The sequence below is a fragment of the Aliirhizobium sp. YIM B11859 genome, from assembly GCF_057163345.1.
The window spans coordinates 682,550-699,789 of sequence record NZ_JBXHAY010000003.1 but is presented as its reverse complement, the minus strand read 5'-3'; the positions used below and the strand labels follow the sequence as shown (position 1 = coordinate 699,789).

Below are 17,240 nucleotides of genomic sequence, written 5' to 3'. Positions count from 1 at the left end.
CCGCTTTCACGGACGGACTTTCAAAGCCCGGCGAAACCATTCCTGAGGCCACCATGTGTGCCGCACAGGCACGCCCGGCGCGCTATTCGGGCATCAAGAGACGACAAGCCGATCCGGAACCCGTCGCCTCTCCCCGTGTCGCCGGAGGGAGACCATTTTCCGCGGACCCCGATGGTGACGGTTCACGTCGTCCCTTCACCACCAGAACCGGTCCCGTCTCGCCAGCACGCCTGCAGGTGTATCCGTGACGGAACGGCAAGATTGTAGACACGAGCGAGGAAGACGGGGATGAAAGGGCGGCGTTTTTTCCGCATTTTTTCGTCACTCACGGCAGGCGACGAAAGAAAATCAGCGTCTTAGCTTAAAGACGCCGATGCCGGATTTTTCGGGATAGGGGCAGAGTCGTCCCCGCATCCGGTCAGGATTTTTGTTCTCCGCCATCCGGCGCGATGATCGCGGCGGCCTGGGCGTTGGGGGCGACGGCGGGCGGCAGCGGGGTGCCGCGGACCTTTTCGCGGCGGAGCGTCAAGAGGCCAGAGCCGCAGATCAGGATGATGCCGACGACCATCGGCAGGTCGATATGGTCGCCGAAGATCAGGTAACCGAACAGCACCGCCCAGAGCATCTGGCTGTACTGGATCGGCCCGATGGCGGTCGCCGGCACATAGGCTGCGGCATACATCAGGAAGATGGCGGCAAGCGCTGCGAATATGCCGTAACCTGCCACATAGAGCCATTGCGTGGCGTCCGGAACGGTCATTTCGGGTATCGCCAGCAGGCCGCAGAGAAGCACCGTTCCCAGCATGCCGGCGCCGTAAAGCGAGATGTTCTTTTCCGTCGGTCCCATGGCGCGGAAAACGACGATCGAGATTGCGCCGCTCAGGCCGCCGAAAACCGCGCCGAGATGGCCGATGGACAGTTCGCGAAACCCCGGCCTGAGGACCACCAGGACGCCGACGAAGCCGATGACGACGGCTGCCCAGCGGTTGATGCCGACCTTCTCCTTGAGAAAAATCACCGACATGATGGTGACGAAGGAGGGGAGCAGGAAGATCAGTGCGAAGGCTTCGGCCATCGACAGATGGGTGAAGGCGGTGACGCTGCCGACGGTGCCGAAAGCCTGCGAGGCGAAACGCAGCAGCCAGAGCGGCCGGTTGGTGGTGGCAAACACATCGGTCCAGCGATCGCCCGACTTCATCAGGAAGGGCAGGCCGATCAGGCCGAATACGGCGCCCAGACAGGCCGCCTGATAGGTGCTCATCGTGCCATGCAAAAGCTTGACGCTCGCATCGCTCCACGAATAGGCAGCAAAGGCTGCAAAGGCGAGAATAAGCCCCTTGAGGGTCTGGTCTTTCTGCACGGACGTGTCTTTCTCAGAAATCAGAGCATGCCCTTACGGGCTTCGGCCTTGAGTTTGGCAATGTCGCGAAAGGCGCCGGCGAGCACGTCAGGCTCCTGGGCGCCTGAGACGGCATATTGGCCGTCGATGATGAAGAAGGGCACGCCGTTGACACCCATCTTCTGTGCCGCGTCGATCTCGCCGAGAATCGTGTCCTTGTCGGCATCGGTCGTCAGCAGGTTTTCGACGAGCTTGCTGTCCATGCCGGCTTGCGCGGCGATCTCGAGAAGGACCGCATGGTCGCCAAGATTGCGGCCCTGTTCGAAATTCGCCTTGAACAGGGCGGTCACGACGCGGTCCTGGACCTCGTGACCTTCCAGCGACGCCCAGTGCAGCAGACGGTGGGCATCCAGCGTGTTCGGACCGATCTTGATCGCGGCGAAATCGAATTTGATTCCGACTTCGGCGCCGAGCTTCTCCAGCATTTCGTGGCCGCGGGCGACCGCTTCCGGCCCGCCGAGCTTTTCCTCGAGATAGGATTTCTGGTCGACGCCTTCCGGCGGGATATCCGGGTTCAGCCGGTAGGGACGCCAGTTGACGATGACGCCGACCTCGTCCTGCACTTCGGCAATGGCGAGTTCCAGCCTCGCCTTGCCGAGATAACACCAGGGGCAGACGACGTCCGAGACGAGATCGATGGTGACGCGCTCCATGGCGGCTCCTTCGCTTGATAAAACGGGGACGGGGGTGTCCTTACTGCGCTCGCTTGTCCCACCAGGCGTTGAGCTGGTAGCCATAGAGCGGCAGGGTTTCGGGATAACTTATATAGCTGCGGCGCGCCACCCACTGATCGGGGACATGGTAGAGCGGCACGAGATAGTGACCGGAAAGCAGCAGCCGGTCATAGGCGCGCACGGAGGCCTGGAAATCCTCCTGCGAACGCGAGGTCAGCATCGCTTCGATCATCCGGTCGATATCGGGATCGGCGGTACCGGCAAAATTGAAACTGCCCGGCGCGTCGCGTGAGGCCGAGCCCCAACGGCCGAGCTGTTCTGTGCCTGGCGACAATGACGACGGATAGGATTTGATGATCATGTCGTAGTCGTATTTGAACGCACGCGACTGATATTGCGAATCGTCGACGGTGCGGATGCGCATGTCGACGCCGATCAGCCGTAATGTCCGCTGGTAGGTGATCGCCAGTTTTTCCTGATCGACCGTCTGGGTCATCAGTTCGAAGGAAAGCGGCCGGCCGGCGGCATCGGCCATGACGCCGTTCTCGATCCGGTAGCCGCCTTTGGCAAGCAGATCGACCGCCTCCTTCAATATCCTGCGGTCAGCGCCGGAGCCGTCGGTCTTCGGCAGATGGTAGGTTCCATCGAGGATATCCGGTTCGATGCGGCCCTTGGCATCGCCAAGGAGGCGTATTTCACGCTCGTCCGCCGCATTGCCGAGCGCCGTGAGCGGCGAGCCCTGCCAGAAGCTTTCGGTGCGGGTATAGGCATTTTCGAACAGGTTCCTGTTTGCCCATTCGAAATCGAAGGCGAGCGACAGTCCGGCGCGGACATGAATGTCGGAAAAGATCTGTCGGCGGGTGTTGAAGACGAAACCGAGCATGCCGGTCGGCAGTTGCGGCTTGAACGCATCCTTGATGACGTCACCCTTGCTCACCGCCGGAAAATCATAGGCGCGGGCCCAATGGGTCGGGCTGCCGTCGAGATAAATGTCGAGCGCGCCCTTCTTGAAAGCCTCGAACATGGTGTTTTCCTGGAGGAAATATTCGATCGAGATGCGGTCGTAATTGTCGAGGCCGATTTTGGCGGGAATGTCCTTGCCCCAATAATCGGGATTGCGCTCGTAGACGATCCGCTCGCCCGGAGACACGGACCTGATCCGGTATGGGCCGGATCCGATCGGCGGCTTCAGTGTCGTCTGGTCGAAAGTCGCCGGATCGATGGCATGTTTGGGCAGGATCGGTGTGCCGGTGGCAAGGATCAGCGGGAATTCCCGGTCGGCGCTTTCCTTGAAGGTGAAGCGGACACCGTGATCGCCGATCTTTTCCATCTTCTCGATACGGTCGAGGCGCCTGGAATAGGGTGGGCGTGCCTTTTCCTTCAGGAGTTCGAGGCTGAAGATGACGTCATCCGGGGTGACCGGCTGGCCGTCGGACCATTTTGCGGCCGGGTTCAGGTTGAACTGGATGTAGCTGCGGTCATCGTCCCACTCGACGCTTTGCGCCAAGAGGCCATAGACGGAAAACGGCTCGTTGGCGGAGCGCGCCATCAGGGTTTCGTAGACGAGATTGCCGAAGATCGTATCCCAGACGCCGCGTGCCGTGGTGCCGATGCTTTTGACGATGAAGGGATTGAGATTGTCGAAGGTGCCGACGACACCGTAGCGGATGCCGCCGCCCTTCCTGACAGACGGATTGACGTAGTCGAAATGGCGGTAATCGGCAGGCAGATCCGGCGTGCCGTGCATGGCAATACCATGAAGCGGCGCGGCTACAGACGGCAGCGGTGCTGCGATCGCGATCAACAATATAAGAAGACGCCACATAAGAGCCCCGACAGGTACCGACGATTCGCCGCAAAATAGACCAGTCCGGCCTTGCGACCAACCTCCGCTATTCGACAAAAGGGCCCTGGTGATGGCCTTTCAGCGTTCAAATTTCGAAAACGGGGCTGGATATCGCGGCCTTCGCGATGTAACAGATGCACCAGACATGGGGTCATTCAAAAGCCTCATTTAAACCTCAGGTGACACATTAACAGGACACCGGAGGCATCGAAATTATCGCCCGCGTCCGAGCGTTTTCAGGAGACGGATCTCGTTATGAATCTCAAGGCTACCAACGTTCTGCGGACTGCCATGTCCGCTCTGGCTCTTACCGTAGGCGCGGCAGCTCTGCCGGTTACGGCATCTGCACAGCAGGCGGCAGCGCCGGGCGCTCCTCCGCTTGGCTGGTTCAAGACCTGCACGAAGCAGGAAGACAGCGATCTCTGCGTCGTGCAGAATGTCATCCTGGCGCAGAACGGCCAGCTGATCACCGCTGTCGGCCTGATCACGCTGGAAGGCAAGATCAACCGCAAGATCCTGCAGGTTTCGGTTCCGACCGCACGTCTGGTTCCTCCGGGCATCGTCATGCAGATCGACGGCGGCAAGGGCCAGAAGCTCGATTACACCGTCTGCCTGCCGGACAAGTGCACGGCTGAAGTTCCGCTGACCGACCCGATGATCGCAAGCCTGAAGAAGGGTGGCGAGGTTGTGTTCACCTCGATGAACTTCCGTCGCGCGCCGAACCCGATCAAGGTCGCACTGACCGGCTTCACCGGCGCCTTCGACGGCCCGGCGATCTCGCAGTCGCAGCTTGCCGAAAGCCAGCGTACGCTGGAAGAAGGCATGCAGAAGAAGGCAGAAGAAGCCCGCAAGAAGCTTGAAGAAGCCCAGTCGGCTGCCAAGCAGGGTCAGTAAGACCTTTCTGCCTGACATCATTTCCAAAAGAAGGGGCGTGCCTGTGGCGCGCCCCTTCTGTTTGTGCCGTCTGAAATCTTGAGGGCGCCGCGTGACAACGCGCGCAAACAAAAAAGCCGCAACGCGATCAGCGTTGCGGCTTTTTTCGTGATCGGGAAGCCTTGAGTGGGCTTCGGTCGTGTGATGGTGGCCGCTCCCCGCAGACCTTTGGCCTGTCGTCAGACCTTGGGGTTATGCGGGTGGAAGAGCTTTCCCTTTTCGCCGATCAGTACGAAGGCCAGGCCGATGATCGAGACGGAGAAAAAGCCGGCAACCATCGGCAGTGCGGTGCCGTCGAAGGACTGACCGATCATTGCGCCGATTGCCGCGCCGCCGACCGTTCCGAGAAAACCGAGAACCGAAGACGCCGTGCCGGCGACATGGCCGAGCGGCTCCATGGCGAGCGAGTTGAAGTTGGATGCGATCCAGCCGAACTGAAACATGGTCAGTGCGAAGAAGGCGAGGAAAAGCAGGAAAGGCATCGGCTGCGGGGTGAAGACCTGCACCAGCAGCCAGATCAGGGTGATGGTGATGAAGCCGAGAAGCGCACCATGCGACAGGCGGCGCATGCCGAAGCGACCGACGAGGCGCGAATTGACGAAGGCCGATAGAGACATGAAAAGCGCGACGGCGGCGAAGGCGACCGGGAACATCGCGCCGAGCTTATAGATGCCGACATAGACCTGCTGGGCGGAATTGATGAAGCCGAACAGGGCGCCGAGGATGAAGGTACTGGCCAGCGTGTAGCAAAGGGCTACCCTGTTGGTGAGGACGATGACGAAACCGGCCAGCACCGATGAGGCGGTGAACGGGCGGACATCATCCGGCGCCAGCGTCTCGGGGAGGCGTCTTGCGACCCACCACGTCACGACAATGCCGACGATCGCGATGAAGGCGAAGATCAGGTGCCAGTTGCCGAACAGCAGGACCAGCTGGCCGGTGCCTGGCGCGATGACCGGCACGATCATGAAGACCATCATGATCAGCGACATGACCTCTGCCATGGCGCGGCCGCCATAGACGTCGCGGACGATGGAGACCGAGATCACCCGGGTGGCTGCCGAGCCCAGGCCCATGATGAAGCGAAGCAGAAGCAGGCCTGCGAAGCTCGGGACGAACAGGACCGCGATGGCGGAGAGAATGTAGATGCCAAGCCCGATCAGAAGCGGCTTGCGTCGGCCAAAGCGGTCGGAAAGCGGACCGTAGAGCAGCTGGGCGAGACCGAAACCGAACAGATAGGTGGAAATCACGTATTGGCGGTGATTCGGGTTTTCGACGCCGAGCGATTCGCCGATCTGCTGGAGAGCGGGCAGCATGATGTCGATCGCGAGCGCGTTGCATGCCATCAAGGCAGCCATCATGCCGATGAATTCGAATTTGCTGACGCTCTTGAGGCCGACCGGCGCCGTTTGTGAAGAATTTGTCACAGCTATTTCCTGAACAATGGGAAAGGCGCCGCGGGGGGCGGCGCCTTCAAAAACGTGCGATAGCGGGAAGCTTCGCGAAAAGATCAGGCGGCGCGTACGCCGACGCCCTGGCCTTCGAAATGGCTCTTGAGCTCGCCCGACTGGAACATTTCACGGACGATATCGCAACCGCCGACGAACTCGCCCTTGACGTAGAGTTGCGGGATGGTCGGCCAGTTGGAATAGTCCTTGATGCCCTGGCGGATTTCCGCGTCGGCCAGAACGTTGACGCCCTTATAGTCGACGCCGAGGTAATCCAGGATCTGGACGACCTGGCCGGAGAAACCACATTGCGGAAACTGCGGGGTGCCCTTCATGAAAAGCACGACGTCGTTGGTCTTGATCTCGTTGGCGATCAGTTCGTTAATACCGCTCATAATCTTCATCCTTTCACATGCGGCTTCAAGGACCGCTGCGCTGCGTTGTCCTTAAATAGCAAGGCAGCCTTATTAATTCCAGCGCTATCGGTGATGCGACGGCGTTCTTTGGCCTCATGCGGCGACAAATTGGCGTCGTCTCCGCTACAGGCCGCGCTGTTTGCTGCGGCTCGCCGTGGTGCGCCGCTTGCTGACCTGCCGCTTCGCAGGTTTTGCCGCGGCCCGGGTGAGGGTGGCGGTTACAGGCTTCGCCGATTTCGTCTGGCGCCTTTTGCGCTTGCTCGGCGTCCTGCCATGCGACTTGCCGAGCAGTTCCTTGACGACACTTTCGATCACGCCGGCAACGATCTGGTTGACGAGACTGTTCACGGCATCATTCCGCAGGTGCGGATGTCTGCAATGCGAGGGCATGGAGCACGCCGCCCATGTTTCCCTTCAGTGCCTCGTAGACCATCTGGTGCTGCTGTACCCGGCTCTTGCCGCGGAACTGTTCGGCCACGACTTCGGCGGCATAATGATCGCCGTCGCCGGCGAGGTCACGGATGGTGACCTTTGCACCGGGAAGCCCCGCCTTGATCATGTCTTCGATTTCGCCGGGTCGCATGGGCATGCAGTTTTCGTCCTTTTGTCTCTCCCGGATTCGTCCCGGGGCTTGTTCTCGTCAACACTGCCTCAAACCGGGCTTGCGGTCAAAGCGACAATGCCGGCGCAGATCACTCTTGCCGGCATTGCCATCAATTCAGCTCTTGTCGCGGGACGATCACGCCATGAAGGTCGGGAACCAGCTCTCGTGAGCTGCGGTCAGTTTGCTGATCGTGACGTCGATGACGCCGTCGACGACGACCGCTTCACCGCCGACCTTGCCGAGCGTGCGGAATGGAACGCCGGCGCTTTCGGCGCTTGCCTCGACAAAATTGGCGAGATCGGCCGGAACGGCGATGACGTAACGGGCCTGGTCCTCACCGAAGAGGAGTGCGTGGGCGGGGCCCTGCTGGCTGGCGAGGCTTACCGTCAGCCCCTTGCCGGACGACATGGCCATTTCGGCAAGCGCGACGCCGAGGCCGCCCGAGGAAATGTCGTGGCAGGCGGTGACCTGGGCGTTGCGGATGACGGCGCGGACGAATTCGCCATTGCGGCGTTCGGCGACGAGGTCGACCGTCGGTGCAGGGCCGTCGATCGTGTCGAGCACGTCACGCAGGTAAACGGAGGAGCCGAGGTGGCTGCCATCGGTGCCGATCATGATCAGCACGTCGCCGTCGTTGGCGGTGCCGATCCTTGCCATTTTCTGCCAGTCGGTCAGAAGGCCGACACCGGCAATGGTGGGTGTCGGCAGGATGGCGACACCGTTGGTCTCGTTGTAGAGCGAGACATTGCCGGAGACGATCGGGAAGTCGAGCGCGGTGCAGGCCTCGCCGATGCCCTTGATGGCGCCGACCAGCTGGCCCATGATTTCCGGCTTTTCCGGATTGCCGAAATTGAGGTTGTCGGTGGCGGCGAGCGGTTCTGCGCCGGTGGCGACGATATTGCGCCAGCATTCGGCAACCGCCTGCTTGCCGCCTTCATACGGGTCTGCTTCGACGTAACGCGGCGTGACGTCGGAGGAGAAGGCAAGCGCCTTGGAGGCGTGGCCTTCGACGCGGACGACGCCGGCGTCGCCGCCTGGAAGCTGCAGCGAATTGCCCTGGATCAGCGTGTCATACTGTTCCCAGACCCAGCGGCGGCTGGACTGGTTCGGCGAACCGACGAGCTTGAGGAGTGCATCGTTGTAATCGGCGGGTTCCGCGACCTGGCTGGCCGGCAGCGGCGCACGGCCGTTATGCTGGATCCAGGGACGGTCGTATTCCGGCGCCTGATCGCCGAGATCCTTGATCGGCAGGTCGGCGACTTCCTCGCCCTGATGCAGGACGCGGAAACGCAGGTCGTCAGTGGTCTTGCCGACGATGGCGAAGTCGAGGCCCCACTTGACGAAGATCGCCTTGGCGACTTCTTCCTTGGAGGGTTCGAGAACCATGAGCATGCGCTCCTGGCTTTCCGACAGCATCATTTCATAGGCCGTCATGCGCTCTTCGCGGACCGGCACCTTGTCGAGCTCGAGTTCGATGCCGAGGTCGCCCTTGGCGCCCATTTCTACCGCCGAGCAGGTGAGACCGGCGGCACCCATGTCCTGGATGGCGATGACGGCGCCGGTCTTCATCAGTTCGAGGCAGGCTTCGAGCAGGCACTTTTCGGTGAAGGGGTCGCCGACCTGAACGGTCGGGCGCTTTTCCTCGATCGATTCGTCGAATTCGGCAGATGCCATGGTGGCGCCGCCGACGCCGTCACGGCCGGTCTTGGCACCGAGATAAACGACCGGCAGGCCGACGCCCTTGGCTTCCGACAGGAAAATGCCGTCGGACTTGGCAAGGCCGGCTGCGAATGCGTTGACGAGGATATTGCCGTTGTAACGGGCGTCGAACTCGACTTCACCGCCAACGGTCGGCACGCCGAAGGAATTACCGTAGCCGCCGACACCGGCAACGACGCCGGAAACGAGGTGCTTGGTCTTGGCATGGTCAGGCGCGCCGAAACGCAACGCGTTCATCGCCGCGATCGGGCGGGCGCCCATGGTGAAGACGTCGCGGAGAATGCCGCCGACGCCGGTCGCAGCCCCCTGATAGGGTTCGATATAGGACGGGTGATTGTGGCTTTCCATCTTGAAGACGACGACGTCGCCATCATCGATGTCGACCACGCCGGCATTTTCGCCCGGACCCTGGATGACGCGGCGGCCCTTGGTGGGCAGCGTGCGCAGCCACTTCTTGGAAGACTTGTAGGAGCAGTGCTCGTTCCACATGGCGGAGAAGATGCCAAGCTCGGTGAAGCTCGGCTCGCGTCCGATCAGGTCCAGAATACGCTGGTATTCGTCCGGCTTGAGGCCGTGCGAAGCGATGAGTTCCGGGGTGATCTGGCGGGAATTGGAGATCGTCATCTTTTATCCTGGGATGGCTGCCGGTTTGGGCTTTTGCGCCTCTTTAGCCTAACTATCCCGTGAGTGCGACAGGAAAATCAGCCATTGTAGGCAATGGCCGGGGGATAGGCCGCGGCCGGAGCGTCGTGCCGTTCAGGCGACCGTGTCGTAACCGGTCGAGCCGCTGTCGAGCAGGCTCCTGACGATCCTGAGGCCTTCGGCCACTTCCTGTCTCTGGCCGGGCGAGGAGAAGCCGAGGCGGACCCTGTGGCTGATCTTTTCGGAACGTCCTGCCTTGAACTCGTCTTCGTCGTCCAGCAGCACGCCATCGGCATAAACGGCATTCTTGAATGCCGCGGACAGCCACGGTTCCGGCAGCTTCAGCCAAAGGAAGGGGATATCGGGATTGGAATTGAAATCGTAGCCCGACAGAATGTCGCGCGCCAGGGCTTCGCGCGCGTTGATCTCCGCCTTGCATCGCTGCCAGATGGCGTCGGCCTCGCCGCTCAGAACGAGCCGTGCGGCCAATTCGGCGAGCATGAAGGGCAGGCCACCGGTCATCATCTTGTGGGCAATGCGCACCCGCTGGGCAAAATGAGGGGGGCAGGCGACCCAGCCGCCGCGGATGCCGGCCGAAACCGATTTCGACAGGCCATCGATGACGAAGGTCCGCTCCGGCGCGAAGGCGGCGATGAGCGGAATTTCCTTCTTGTTCATCGCCCCGTAGAGATTGTCCTCAATCAGCCAGACATTGTGCCGGCGGGCGATTTCGGCAATCGCCTTGCGATGTTCGAGCGGCATGGTGGCGAGCGTCGGGTTCTGCGCCGAGGACATGAAGAAGGCGATCTTCGGATGTTCCTGAACGCAGACCCGTTCGAAATCATCCGGGGACACGCCCTTGTCGTCGGAATTGACCAGCGAGATGCGACGGCCAATCAGCCCGACGGCGCGGCTGACCTGCGAATAGGTAAGGTGTTCGAAGACGATCCGGTCGCCCGGATTGGTGAGTACGCTGATGATCGCCATGATGCCGGCATGGGCGCCGAGCGTCGGCACGATGGCATCGGTCTGCGGTGTCCAGTCGCCGTAGCTCAGCCAGCGCTGGCCGGCCTGCTGCCAGTGATCGGGAAACCCGCGCGTATAGCTGACGACATCCTGCGGACAGTCGGCGAGAATTTCGGAAACGATTGCCGAGATCGTGTTGCTCTGACCGATCTCGGGCGCCGCGGTGCTGTCGAAGCGGATTTTGCCGGGTGGCGTCTGCAGCGGGCGTGTACCGGCAAGGCTGGTGGTCACCGGGTCATGGCTGGAATGCGGTGCAGTTTCGCCGCGGGCAAGTACATAGGTGCCGCGGCCGACCTCGCCGCTGACAAGACCACGTTCATGCAGCAGCGAGTAGGCGCGGCTGATCGTACCGATTGTCACGCCGATATCGAAGGCGAGATTGCGCTGCGGCGGCAGCTTGCCGCCGGCGGTCAGATCGCCTGCACCGATTGCCTTTTCCATCTCGTCTGCGAGGCGGATGTAAAGCGGGCCGGAGCCTTCGCTCAGATTGGGTAGCCAATTTGTCATGGTGACAATGATTACATTGTGACGCTTTTGGAGTCAATGTATCTGGATTGCACCAAATGCACGCGAACGCCGATAGGTGCAATATGCGCAAGTATGACGAATACCTCAGTACAATCGATACAATGTATCCCGACCGCTACGAGCGCGAAACCGCGTTCTACGCCGCGGGAGATCTCCTGCCGCCGGCATCGATGCCGGTGCGTGTCGGATTGATTGCTGCAATGTTTGATATTCTGGTGAACTGGACCGCGCGTCGCAAAGGCCGGCAGATGCTGCGCGACATGGACGATGATCAGTTGCGGGATATCGGCGTGACGCGGACTGCCGCGAACCGGGAAGCCGCACGGTCGCGGTTCCTCGCATAAGACATCAATTGTCTGCCTCGGCAGATGAAAGCGGCCCGTTCGGCAGTCCCAACCGCCGGGCGGGCCGTCTCTTTTGTTCTCGGCGTTGCTGGCTGCAAAAGCTGTGAGCCGGCTTCGACGGCCTTGTCCGGATCAGCAGTTGCTGTTGCCGGCGACCCAGCGCTTGACGTCGGTATTAATGCGGCCGGAAATCTGTTCGTTCATCATCGGGCCGAAGGCGCTCAGGCGCGCGGGCCTGCCTTCTGCCTGCACCACCAGAAGCGGACGAATGTCCGACGAGCCCTTGCGGGTCAGGAGAATACGCGGCCGGTCCGAAAACGAGGTGAGTTCCGGGGCAAATGCGTAGGTCTTGAAGGCCGCATCGCCCGACTTGAACCAGCAGCGGTTTGCGGCGACTGCAACCCTCTCCATGACATCCAGCGCAGACGGGTTCGTCCGGGCGACGGGCTTTGACTGGCAGGCTGCGAGAAGCGCTGCAAGAAGGGTGACGGAGAGAGCAGTCTTAATGCGGCAGGACATCTGCTGGTCGTTTCCGAATTGAATGAGATTTCGGGCGCCGGTCGGCCCGTGGCGATCCCGGCGCTCGTTAAGGCTCTAAGCTGCGATAACATCCAGCGCCGAGGCGAAGATGCCGCGGCCGTCGTTGCCGCCATGGGCCGCTTCGATCAGATTTTCCGGATGCGGCATCATGCCGAGGACGTTGCCGCGGGCATTGACGATGCCGGCAATGTCGTCCATCGCGCCGTTCGGGTTGGTGCCCTCGGCATAACGGAAGACCACCTGGCCTTCGCCGTTCATCGTCTTCAACGTCTCGGCATCGACGAAATAATTGCCTTCGTGATGGGCGACGGGGCAACGGATGATCTGGCCCTTGCCGTAGGCGCGGGTGAAGTCGGTCTCGGCATTGACCACCTCGAGCTTGACTTCCTTGCAGACGAATTTCAGCGAGGCGTTCATCATCAGGGCGCCCGGCAGCATGCCGGCCTCGACGAGGATCTGGAAGCCGTTGCAAACGCCAAGAACCTTGACGCCTTTTTCTGCCTTTTCCTTGATCGCCTGCATGACCGGCATGCGGGCGGCAATTGCGCCGCAGCGCAGGTAATCGCCATAGGAGAAGCCGCCCGGAATGACGATCAGGTCGACGTCATCGGGAATGCTCGTCTCCGTCTGCCAGACGGTGATCGGCGCCTTGCCGGAAATCTTTGTAAGGGCGGCGATCATGTCGCGATCGCGGTTGAGGCCTGGGAGCTGGACGACGGCGGACTTCATGGGTGTGGGTCAAACCTTGCCTGGGCCTCCGAAAGCTCGCGCAGTTCGAGGCGGGTTTCGATACGGTCGAGGCGCTGGTCGACGCGATCCAACCGTGTATAAATCTGATGAATATCCATCTGCATCGCGGCGACCGAACCGCGCAGGCTACTCAACTCGTTCTTTGTGCTCGTCATGTCGAATTTCAGGGACGAGATGTCGCTCTGCATCTTCTTGAGCAGTTCGTAAATCAACTCGTTTGTAACTTCAGCCATCACACGCGCTCTGCAACCTTTAGTCGATTGCGATAGTGTAATTCTCAATCACCGTGTTTGCCAGAAGCTTCTCGCACATGGCTTTCAGGTCAGTTTCGGCCTTGGCCCTGTCGGCGGTATCGAGTTCGAGGTCGAACACCTTGCCCTGGCGGGCCTGGTGGACGCCTGCGAAGCCGAGGCTGCCGAGGGCGCCTTCGATCGCCTTGCCCTGCGGGTCGAGAACGCCGTTTTTCAGCGTGACGGTCACGCGTGCCTTGATCACTTCAAAATACCCCTGATTACTTGACCAGAACCGGACCCGTTCCGCGGATCGGTTCGTTTTCATTGATGATGCCGAGACGGCGGGCGACTTCGGAATAGGCTTCCAGCAGACCGCCGAGATCGCGGCGGAAACGGTCCTTATCCATCTTTTCCTTGGTCTCGATATCCCACAGGCGGCAGCTGTCGGGCGAGATCTCGTCGGCGAGGATGATACGCATCATGTCGCCTTCATAGAGGCGACCGCACTCGATCTTGAAATCGACGAGCTGGATGCCGACGCCGAGGAAGAGGCCGGTGAGGAAGTCGTTGACGCGGATGGCAAGGGCCATGATGTCGTCAAGCTCGGCCGGATTGGCCCAGCCGAAGGCGGTGATGTGCTCTTCGGAGACCATCGGGTCGGCAAGCTGATCGGACTTGTAATAAAATTCGATGATCGAACGCGGCAGGACGGTGCCTTCCTCGATGCCGAGGCGCTCCGAAAGGGAGCCGGCAGCAACATTGCGCACGACGATCTCGAGCGGGATGATCTCGACTTCCTTGATCAGCTGCTCGCGCATGTTAAGCCGACGGATGAAGTGGGTCGGGATGCCGATCCTGTTCAATTGGGTGAAGAGGTATTCGGAGATACGATTGTTGAGCACGCCCTTGCCGTCGATGACGTCATGCTTCTTCTTGTTGAAGGCCGTGGCGTCATCCTTGAAGAATTGGATCAGCGTGCCTGGCTCGGGTCCCTCGTAAAGGATCTTGGCCTTGCCTTCGTAAATACGGCGGCGACGATTCATGATGTTCTTATCTCGTTGTAGGCGGGCAGAGCCGCTGCGGTCTTCTTTGAAGCGGTCCCATATCGGAAAAGTTTCGTTTTCACAATGCGGGCGTTTCTCGACAGGCAAATTGCCCAGTGTTCCTGATGCGAAGAATCGGTGTGGACGGCCATGTCGAGGTTGAGACTTTTTTCGAGCGGCCGCAATTGCTTATAACAGATAGGGTCGCGGATGGAGCCTTTCCATAGCGGCGATCGGGCTTGCCGTCTGCGCTGGCGGCCGGGATCTGGACATATCGCAAACCTCACCATCCGAATATTCTAATATGAATGTGGGAGGAATAAGATGAGTGGCATCGGCGAGCGTGAAGAGCTTGCTCACCGGGCCGCAACACCGTGGCGAACGTCAGGCCTTCAATTTGCTGAGGAACTGGGCAAAGACCATCGTGCCCTCGGGCCATGGACCATGGCCGGATTCCGCATTGATGTGGCCGGATTCACCGGCGTCCACCAGCAGTGATCCCCAGGCATTGGTAATGTCGCCGGCATGATCGTAGGAACCGAACGGATCGTTGCGGCTGGCGACCGTCAGGGACGGGAAGGGAAGGGGATCGCGCGGATAAGGGCCAAAGGTCATCAGATGTTTTGGCCGGATCTTCGGGTTTTCCACCTCCGGCGGCGCGACGAAGAATGCACCGGCGATCGGCTTCTTGAAGAACGGGATGGCGTGGATTACCGTCGGCACGCCGAGCGAGTGGGCAACCAGAACAACGGGCTTCGTCGAGGCGTTGACCTCCTCGACGAGACGCTGCACCCAGTCTTCCTTTACCGGCTTTGCCCATTCGGCCTGCTCCACCCGGCGGGCCGTCTCGAGCTTCTGCTCCCAACGGGTCTGCCAGTGGGTCGGGCCGGAATTGGTATAACCGGGGACGATGAGGATATCGGCTTCTGACGCTTTCATGACGCCTATCTGTGCCCTCTCTGTGTCGATATCAAGCTTCGCCGAAGACGCGGGCGAAGATCGTGTCGACATGTTTGGTGTGATAACCGAGATCGAACTTTTCGCGGATCTCTGCTTCAGACAAGGCTGCAAGGACTTCCTGGTCACCCAGAAGCTCCTCAAGGAAATCCTTGCCCTGTTCCCAGACCTTCATGGCATTGCGCTGCACGAGGCGGTAGCTGTCCTCGCGGGAAACGCCAGCCTGGGTGAGCGCTAGGAGAACCCGCTGGCTCATCACCAGACCCTTGAACTTGTTCATGTTCTTCAACATGTTCTCGGGATAGATCACCAGTTTCTCGATGACGCCGGCAAGGCGGTTCAGCGCGAAATCGAGGGTGACGGTGGTATCGGGACCAATGGCGCGCTCGACGCTCGAATGGCTGATGTCACGCTCGTGCCAGAGGGCCACATTTTCCATCGCCGGGACAACCGACATGCGCACCAGGCGGGCAAGGCCGGTCAGATTTTCGGTCAGAACCGGGTTGCGCTTGTGCGGCATCGCGGACGAGCCCTTCTGGCCCGGCGAGAAGAATTCTTCCGCTTCGAGAACTTCGGTGCGCTGCATGTGGCGGATCTCGATCGCGACGTTTTCGATCGACGAGGCGATAACGCCGAGGATGGCGAAATACATCGCGTGGCGGTCGCGCGGGATGACCTGGGTCGAGACCGGCTCGGGCTTCAGGCCCAGTGCTGCCGCGACATGTTCCTCGACGCGCGGGTCGATATTGGCGAACGTGCCGACGGCACCGGAAATGGCGCAGGTGGCGATCTCTTCGCGGGCTTCGAGCAGGCGGGTCTTGTTGCGGTCCATTTCGGCGTAGAAACGGGCGAAGGTGAGGCCCATCGTCGTCGGCTCGGCATGGATGCCGTGGCTGCGGCCGATGCGGACCGTGTCCTTGTGTTCGAAGGCGCGGGCCTTGAGGGCGGCCAGAACGCGGTCGATGTCTGCGAGCAGGATGTCGGTAGCGCGCACCAGCTGGACGTTGAGCGTGGTGTCGAGAACGTCCGACGAGGTCATGCCCTGATGGATGAAGCGGCTATCCGGGCCGACAAATTCGGCGAGATGGGTCAGGAAGGCGATGACGTCATGCTTGGTGACGGCCTCGATCTCGTCGATGCGGGCAACGTCGAATTCGGCCTTGCCGCCCTTTTCCCAGATCGTCTCGGCTGCCGACTTCGGAATGACGCCGATCGCGGCCAGTGCGTCGCAGGCATGTGCCTCGATTTCGAACCAGATGCGGAACTTTGTTTCCGGCGACCAGATGGCGACCATTTCCGGTCGGGAATAACGGGGGATCATGGGCAGCTCGCTTGCTTGGATAGAATTGCCGCCGCTCTATCAAGAACGGCAGCAAAGCTCAATGTTTTAGGAGGGGTGGATGCGATGTGCCGACAAACGGCACTCTCAACGGGCCTGTTTCGGCAATCTCGGGTGCTGATGTCTCAGGCCTTGGCGGCTGAAACCAGCGCCGCGATATTTTCACGGTAGGCGTCCTGGCTGCCGCCCTTGAAGATCGCGGAACCGGCAACGATGACATTGGCGCCGGCTTTATGGGCGGCGCCAATGGTTTCCGCGGTGATGCCGCCATCGACTTCCAGTTCGATCGGCCTGTCGCCGATCAGGGACTTGATGCGGGAGATCTTGTCGAGCGCTGCGGGAATGAGCTTCTGTCCGCCGAAGCCGGGATTGACGCTCATGACAAGGATCAGGTCGACGTCATCCAGGACCTCTTCGAGCACGGAGACCGGCGTGGCCGGGTTGAGTGTGACGCCGACCTTCTTGCCGAGCTGGCGGATCGTCTGCAACGAGCGGTGCAGATGCGGACCTGCCTCGGCATGGACGGTAATGCTGTCGCAGCCTGCCTTGGCGAATGCTTCGAGATAAGGATCGACCGGGGCGATCATCAGGTGGCAATCGAAGAAGGCATCGGTATAGGGGCGCAGCGACTTGATGACGTCCGGACCGAAGGAGATGTTGGGAACGAAATGACCGTCCATGACATCGAGATGCACCCAGTCGGCACCGGCATCGACGACATCTTTCACCTCCTGTCCGAGCTTCGAAAAGTCCGCGGCGAGAATGGAGGGAGCGATGCGAAGCGGCAAGGTCATGATGG

General features: G+C 60.8%; 19 protein-coding genes. 2 read left to right on the top strand and 17 right to left on the bottom strand.

Annotation, left to right across the window (positions count from 1 at the left end; translation table 11 throughout):
* Positions 1-418 precede the first annotated feature (418 nt).
* Genes AC2GXZ_RS15615 through AC2GXZ_RS15605 form a run of 3 tightly spaced genes read right to left on the bottom strand, consistent with a single transcriptional unit; the run spans position 419 to position 3,898 of the window.
* Positions 419-1,360: a DMT family transporter gene (locus AC2GXZ_RS15615; protein WP_483760070.1), complete on the bottom strand. Its 942-nt coding sequence runs from the start codon at positions 1,358-1,360 to the stop codon at positions 419-421.
* A gap of 20 nt (positions 1,361-1,380) precedes the next feature.
* Entirely contained in the window at positions 1,381-2,052 is a 672-nt protein-coding gene (locus tag AC2GXZ_RS15610; protein WP_483760069.1) for a DsbA family oxidoreductase, read from the bottom strand.
* 40 nt (positions 2,053-2,092) lie between these two features.
* Entirely contained in the window at positions 2,093-3,898 is a 1,806-nt protein-coding gene (locus AC2GXZ_RS15605) for an extracellular solute-binding protein (RefSeq protein WP_483760068.1), read from the bottom strand.
* A 276-nt stretch (positions 3,899-4,174) separates the two neighbouring features.
* On the opposite strand from AC2GXZ_RS15605, the gene AC2GXZ_RS15600 reads away from it, so the two are divergent.
* Positions 4,175-4,813: an invasion associated locus B family protein gene (locus tag AC2GXZ_RS15600; RefSeq protein ID WP_483760067.1), complete on the top strand. Its 639-nt coding sequence runs from the start codon at positions 4,175-4,177 to the stop codon at positions 4,811-4,813.
* Positions 4,814-5,031: 218 nt separating this feature from the next.
* On the opposite strand, the gene AC2GXZ_RS15595 is transcribed toward AC2GXZ_RS15600, so the two are convergent.
* From AC2GXZ_RS15595 to AC2GXZ_RS15570, 6 genes are all read right to left on the bottom strand, one after another.
* Positions 5,032-6,279, bottom strand: a complete 1,248-nt coding sequence (locus tag AC2GXZ_RS15595) for a multidrug effflux MFS transporter (RefSeq protein ID WP_483760066.1) — start codon at positions 6,277-6,279, stop codon at positions 5,032-5,034.
* Positions 6,280-6,362: 83 nt separating this feature from the next.
* A complete protein-coding gene (grxD, locus tag AC2GXZ_RS15590) occupies positions 6,363-6,695 on the bottom strand; it encodes a Grx4 family monothiol glutaredoxin (RefSeq protein ID WP_483760065.1) in 333 nt (110 codons plus the stop codon).
* 144 nt (positions 6,696-6,839) lie between these two features.
* A complete protein-coding gene (locus tag AC2GXZ_RS15585; RefSeq protein WP_483760064.1) occupies positions 6,840-7,106 on the bottom strand; it encodes a hypothetical protein in 267 nt (88 codons plus the stop codon).
* Entirely contained in the window at positions 7,069-7,305 is a 237-nt protein-coding gene (locus AC2GXZ_RS15580; RefSeq protein WP_219740504.1) for a BolA family protein, read from the bottom strand. The genes AC2GXZ_RS15585 and AC2GXZ_RS15580 overlap by 38 nt, the downstream gene beginning before the upstream one ends.
* A 150-nt stretch (positions 7,306-7,455) precedes the next feature.
* On the bottom strand, positions 7,456-9,663 hold the full coding sequence (purL, locus tag AC2GXZ_RS15575; RefSeq protein ID WP_483760063.1) for a phosphoribosylformylglycinamidine synthase subunit PurL: 2,208 nt from the start codon (positions 9,661-9,663) through the stop codon (positions 7,456-7,458).
* 132 nt (positions 9,664-9,795) lie between these two features.
* Entirely contained in the window at positions 9,796-11,214 is a 1,419-nt protein-coding gene (locus AC2GXZ_RS15570) for an aminotransferase-like domain-containing protein (RefSeq protein WP_483760062.1), read from the bottom strand.
* Positions 11,215-11,297: 83 nt separating this feature from the next.
* On the opposite strand from AC2GXZ_RS15570, the gene AC2GXZ_RS15565 reads away from it, so the two are divergent.
* On the top strand, positions 11,298-11,579 hold the full coding sequence (locus AC2GXZ_RS15565; RefSeq protein WP_483760061.1) for a DUF1127 domain-containing protein: 282 nt from the start codon (positions 11,298-11,300) through the stop codon (positions 11,577-11,579).
* A 132-nt stretch (positions 11,580-11,711) separates the two neighbouring features.
* Here AC2GXZ_RS15565 and AC2GXZ_RS15560 read toward each other — a convergent pair whose 3' ends face one another.
* The 8 genes from AC2GXZ_RS15560 to rpe all read right to left on the bottom strand — a co-directional run bounded on the left by AC2GXZ_RS15560 (position 11,712) and on the right by rpe (position 17,235).
* Positions 11,712-12,098 (bottom strand): hypothetical protein, encoded by a 387-nt coding sequence (locus tag AC2GXZ_RS15560; RefSeq protein ID WP_483760060.1) that lies wholly within the window; start codon positions 12,096-12,098, stop codon positions 11,712-11,714.
* A 75-nt stretch (positions 12,099-12,173) separates the two neighbouring features.
* Positions 12,174-12,848, bottom strand: a complete 675-nt coding sequence (gene purQ / locus AC2GXZ_RS15555) for a phosphoribosylformylglycinamidine synthase subunit PurQ (protein ID WP_483760059.1) — start codon at positions 12,846-12,848, stop codon at positions 12,174-12,176.
* Positions 12,845-13,102, bottom strand: a complete 258-nt coding sequence (locus AC2GXZ_RS15550; RefSeq protein WP_483760058.1) for a hypothetical protein — start codon at positions 13,100-13,102, stop codon at positions 12,845-12,847. The genes purQ and AC2GXZ_RS15550 overlap by 4 nt, the downstream gene beginning before the upstream one ends.
* Before the next feature lie 19 nt (positions 13,103-13,121).
* Positions 13,122-13,364, bottom strand: a complete 243-nt coding sequence (gene purS, locus AC2GXZ_RS15545; protein WP_483760057.1) for a phosphoribosylformylglycinamidine synthase subunit PurS — start codon at positions 13,362-13,364, stop codon at positions 13,122-13,124.
* 16 nt (positions 13,365-13,380) lie between these two features.
* On the bottom strand, positions 13,381-14,145 hold the full coding sequence (gene purC / locus AC2GXZ_RS15540; protein WP_483760056.1) for a phosphoribosylaminoimidazolesuccinocarboxamide synthase: 765 nt from the start codon (positions 14,143-14,145) through the stop codon (positions 13,381-13,383).
* A gap of 384 nt (positions 14,146-14,529) precedes the next feature.
* Positions 14,530-15,084 carry an RBBP9/YdeN family alpha/beta hydrolase gene (locus AC2GXZ_RS15535; protein WP_483760055.1) on the bottom strand — a complete coding sequence of 185 codons (555 nt, stop codon included), beginning with the start codon at positions 15,082-15,084 and terminating at the stop codon, positions 14,530-14,532.
* A 31-nt stretch (positions 15,085-15,115) separates the two neighbouring features.
* Positions 15,116-16,423, bottom strand: coding sequence for an adenylosuccinate lyase (purB, locus tag AC2GXZ_RS15530; RefSeq protein WP_483760054.1), 1,308 nt, complete (start codon positions 16,421-16,423; stop codon positions 15,116-15,118).
* A 143-nt stretch (positions 16,424-16,566) separates the two neighbouring features.
* Positions 16,567-17,235: a ribulose-phosphate 3-epimerase gene (gene rpe, locus AC2GXZ_RS15525; protein WP_483760053.1), complete on the bottom strand. Its 669-nt coding sequence runs from the start codon at positions 17,233-17,235 to the stop codon at positions 16,567-16,569.
* Between the last annotated feature and the right edge of the window lie 5 nt (positions 17,236-17,240).

Excerpts from the sequence above, each read along its gene's own strand:
- AC2GXZ_RS15550 (WP_483760058.1), bottom strand. The coding sequence starts at position 13,102 with ATGGCTGAAGTTACAAACGAGTTGATTTACGAACTGCTCAAGAAGATG.
- AC2GXZ_RS15535 (WP_483760055.1), bottom strand. The coding sequence starts at position 15,084 with ATGAAAGCGTCAGAAGCCGATATCCTCATCGTCCCCGGTTATACCAAT.
- AC2GXZ_RS15610 (WP_483760069.1), bottom strand. The coding sequence starts at position 2,052 with ATGGAGCGCGTCACCATCGATCTCGTCTCGGACGTCGTCTGCCCCTGG.
- purC (WP_483760056.1), bottom strand. The coding sequence starts at position 14,145 with ATGAATCGTCGCCGCCGTATTTACGAAGGCAAGGCCAAGATCCTTTAC.
- AC2GXZ_RS15560 (WP_483760060.1), bottom strand. The coding sequence starts at position 12,098 with ATGTCCTGCCGCATTAAGACTGCTCTCTCCGTCACCCTTCTTGCAGCG.
- AC2GXZ_RS15570 (WP_483760062.1), bottom strand. The coding sequence starts at position 11,214 with ATGACAAATTGGCTACCCAATCTGAGCGAAGGCTCCGGCCCGCTTTAC.
- AC2GXZ_RS15600 (WP_483760067.1), top strand. The coding sequence starts at position 4,175 with ATGAATCTCAAGGCTACCAACGTTCTGCGGACTGCCATGTCCGCTCTG.
- purL (WP_483760063.1), bottom strand. The coding sequence starts at position 9,663 with ATGACGATCTCCAATTCCCGCCAGATCACCCCGGAACTCATCGCTTCG.
- rpe (WP_483760053.1), bottom strand. The coding sequence starts at position 17,235 with ATGACCTTGCCGCTTCGCATCGCTCCCTCCATTCTCGCCGCGGACTTT.
- AC2GXZ_RS15580 (WP_219740504.1), bottom strand. The coding sequence starts at position 7,305 with ATGCCCATGCGACCCGGCGAAATCGAAGACATGATCAAGGCGGGGCTT.
- grxD (WP_483760065.1), bottom strand. The coding sequence starts at position 6,695 with ATGAGCGGTATTAACGAACTGATCGCCAACGAGATCAAGACCAACGAC.
- AC2GXZ_RS15605 (WP_483760068.1), bottom strand. The coding sequence starts at position 3,898 with ATGTGGCGTCTTCTTATATTGTTGATCGCGATCGCAGCACCGCTGCCG.
- purB (WP_483760054.1), bottom strand. The coding sequence starts at position 16,423 with ATGATCCCCCGTTATTCCCGACCGGAAATGGTCGCCATCTGGTCGCCG.
- purQ (WP_483760059.1), bottom strand. The coding sequence starts at position 12,848 with ATGAAGTCCGCCGTCGTCCAGCTCCCAGGCCTCAACCGCGATCGCGAC.
- AC2GXZ_RS15585 (WP_483760064.1), bottom strand. The coding sequence starts at position 7,106 with ATGCCCTCGCATTGCAGACATCCGCACCTGCGGAATGATGCCGTGAAC.
- AC2GXZ_RS15565 (WP_483760061.1), top strand. The coding sequence starts at position 11,298 with ATGCGCAAGTATGACGAATACCTCAGTACAATCGATACAATGTATCCC.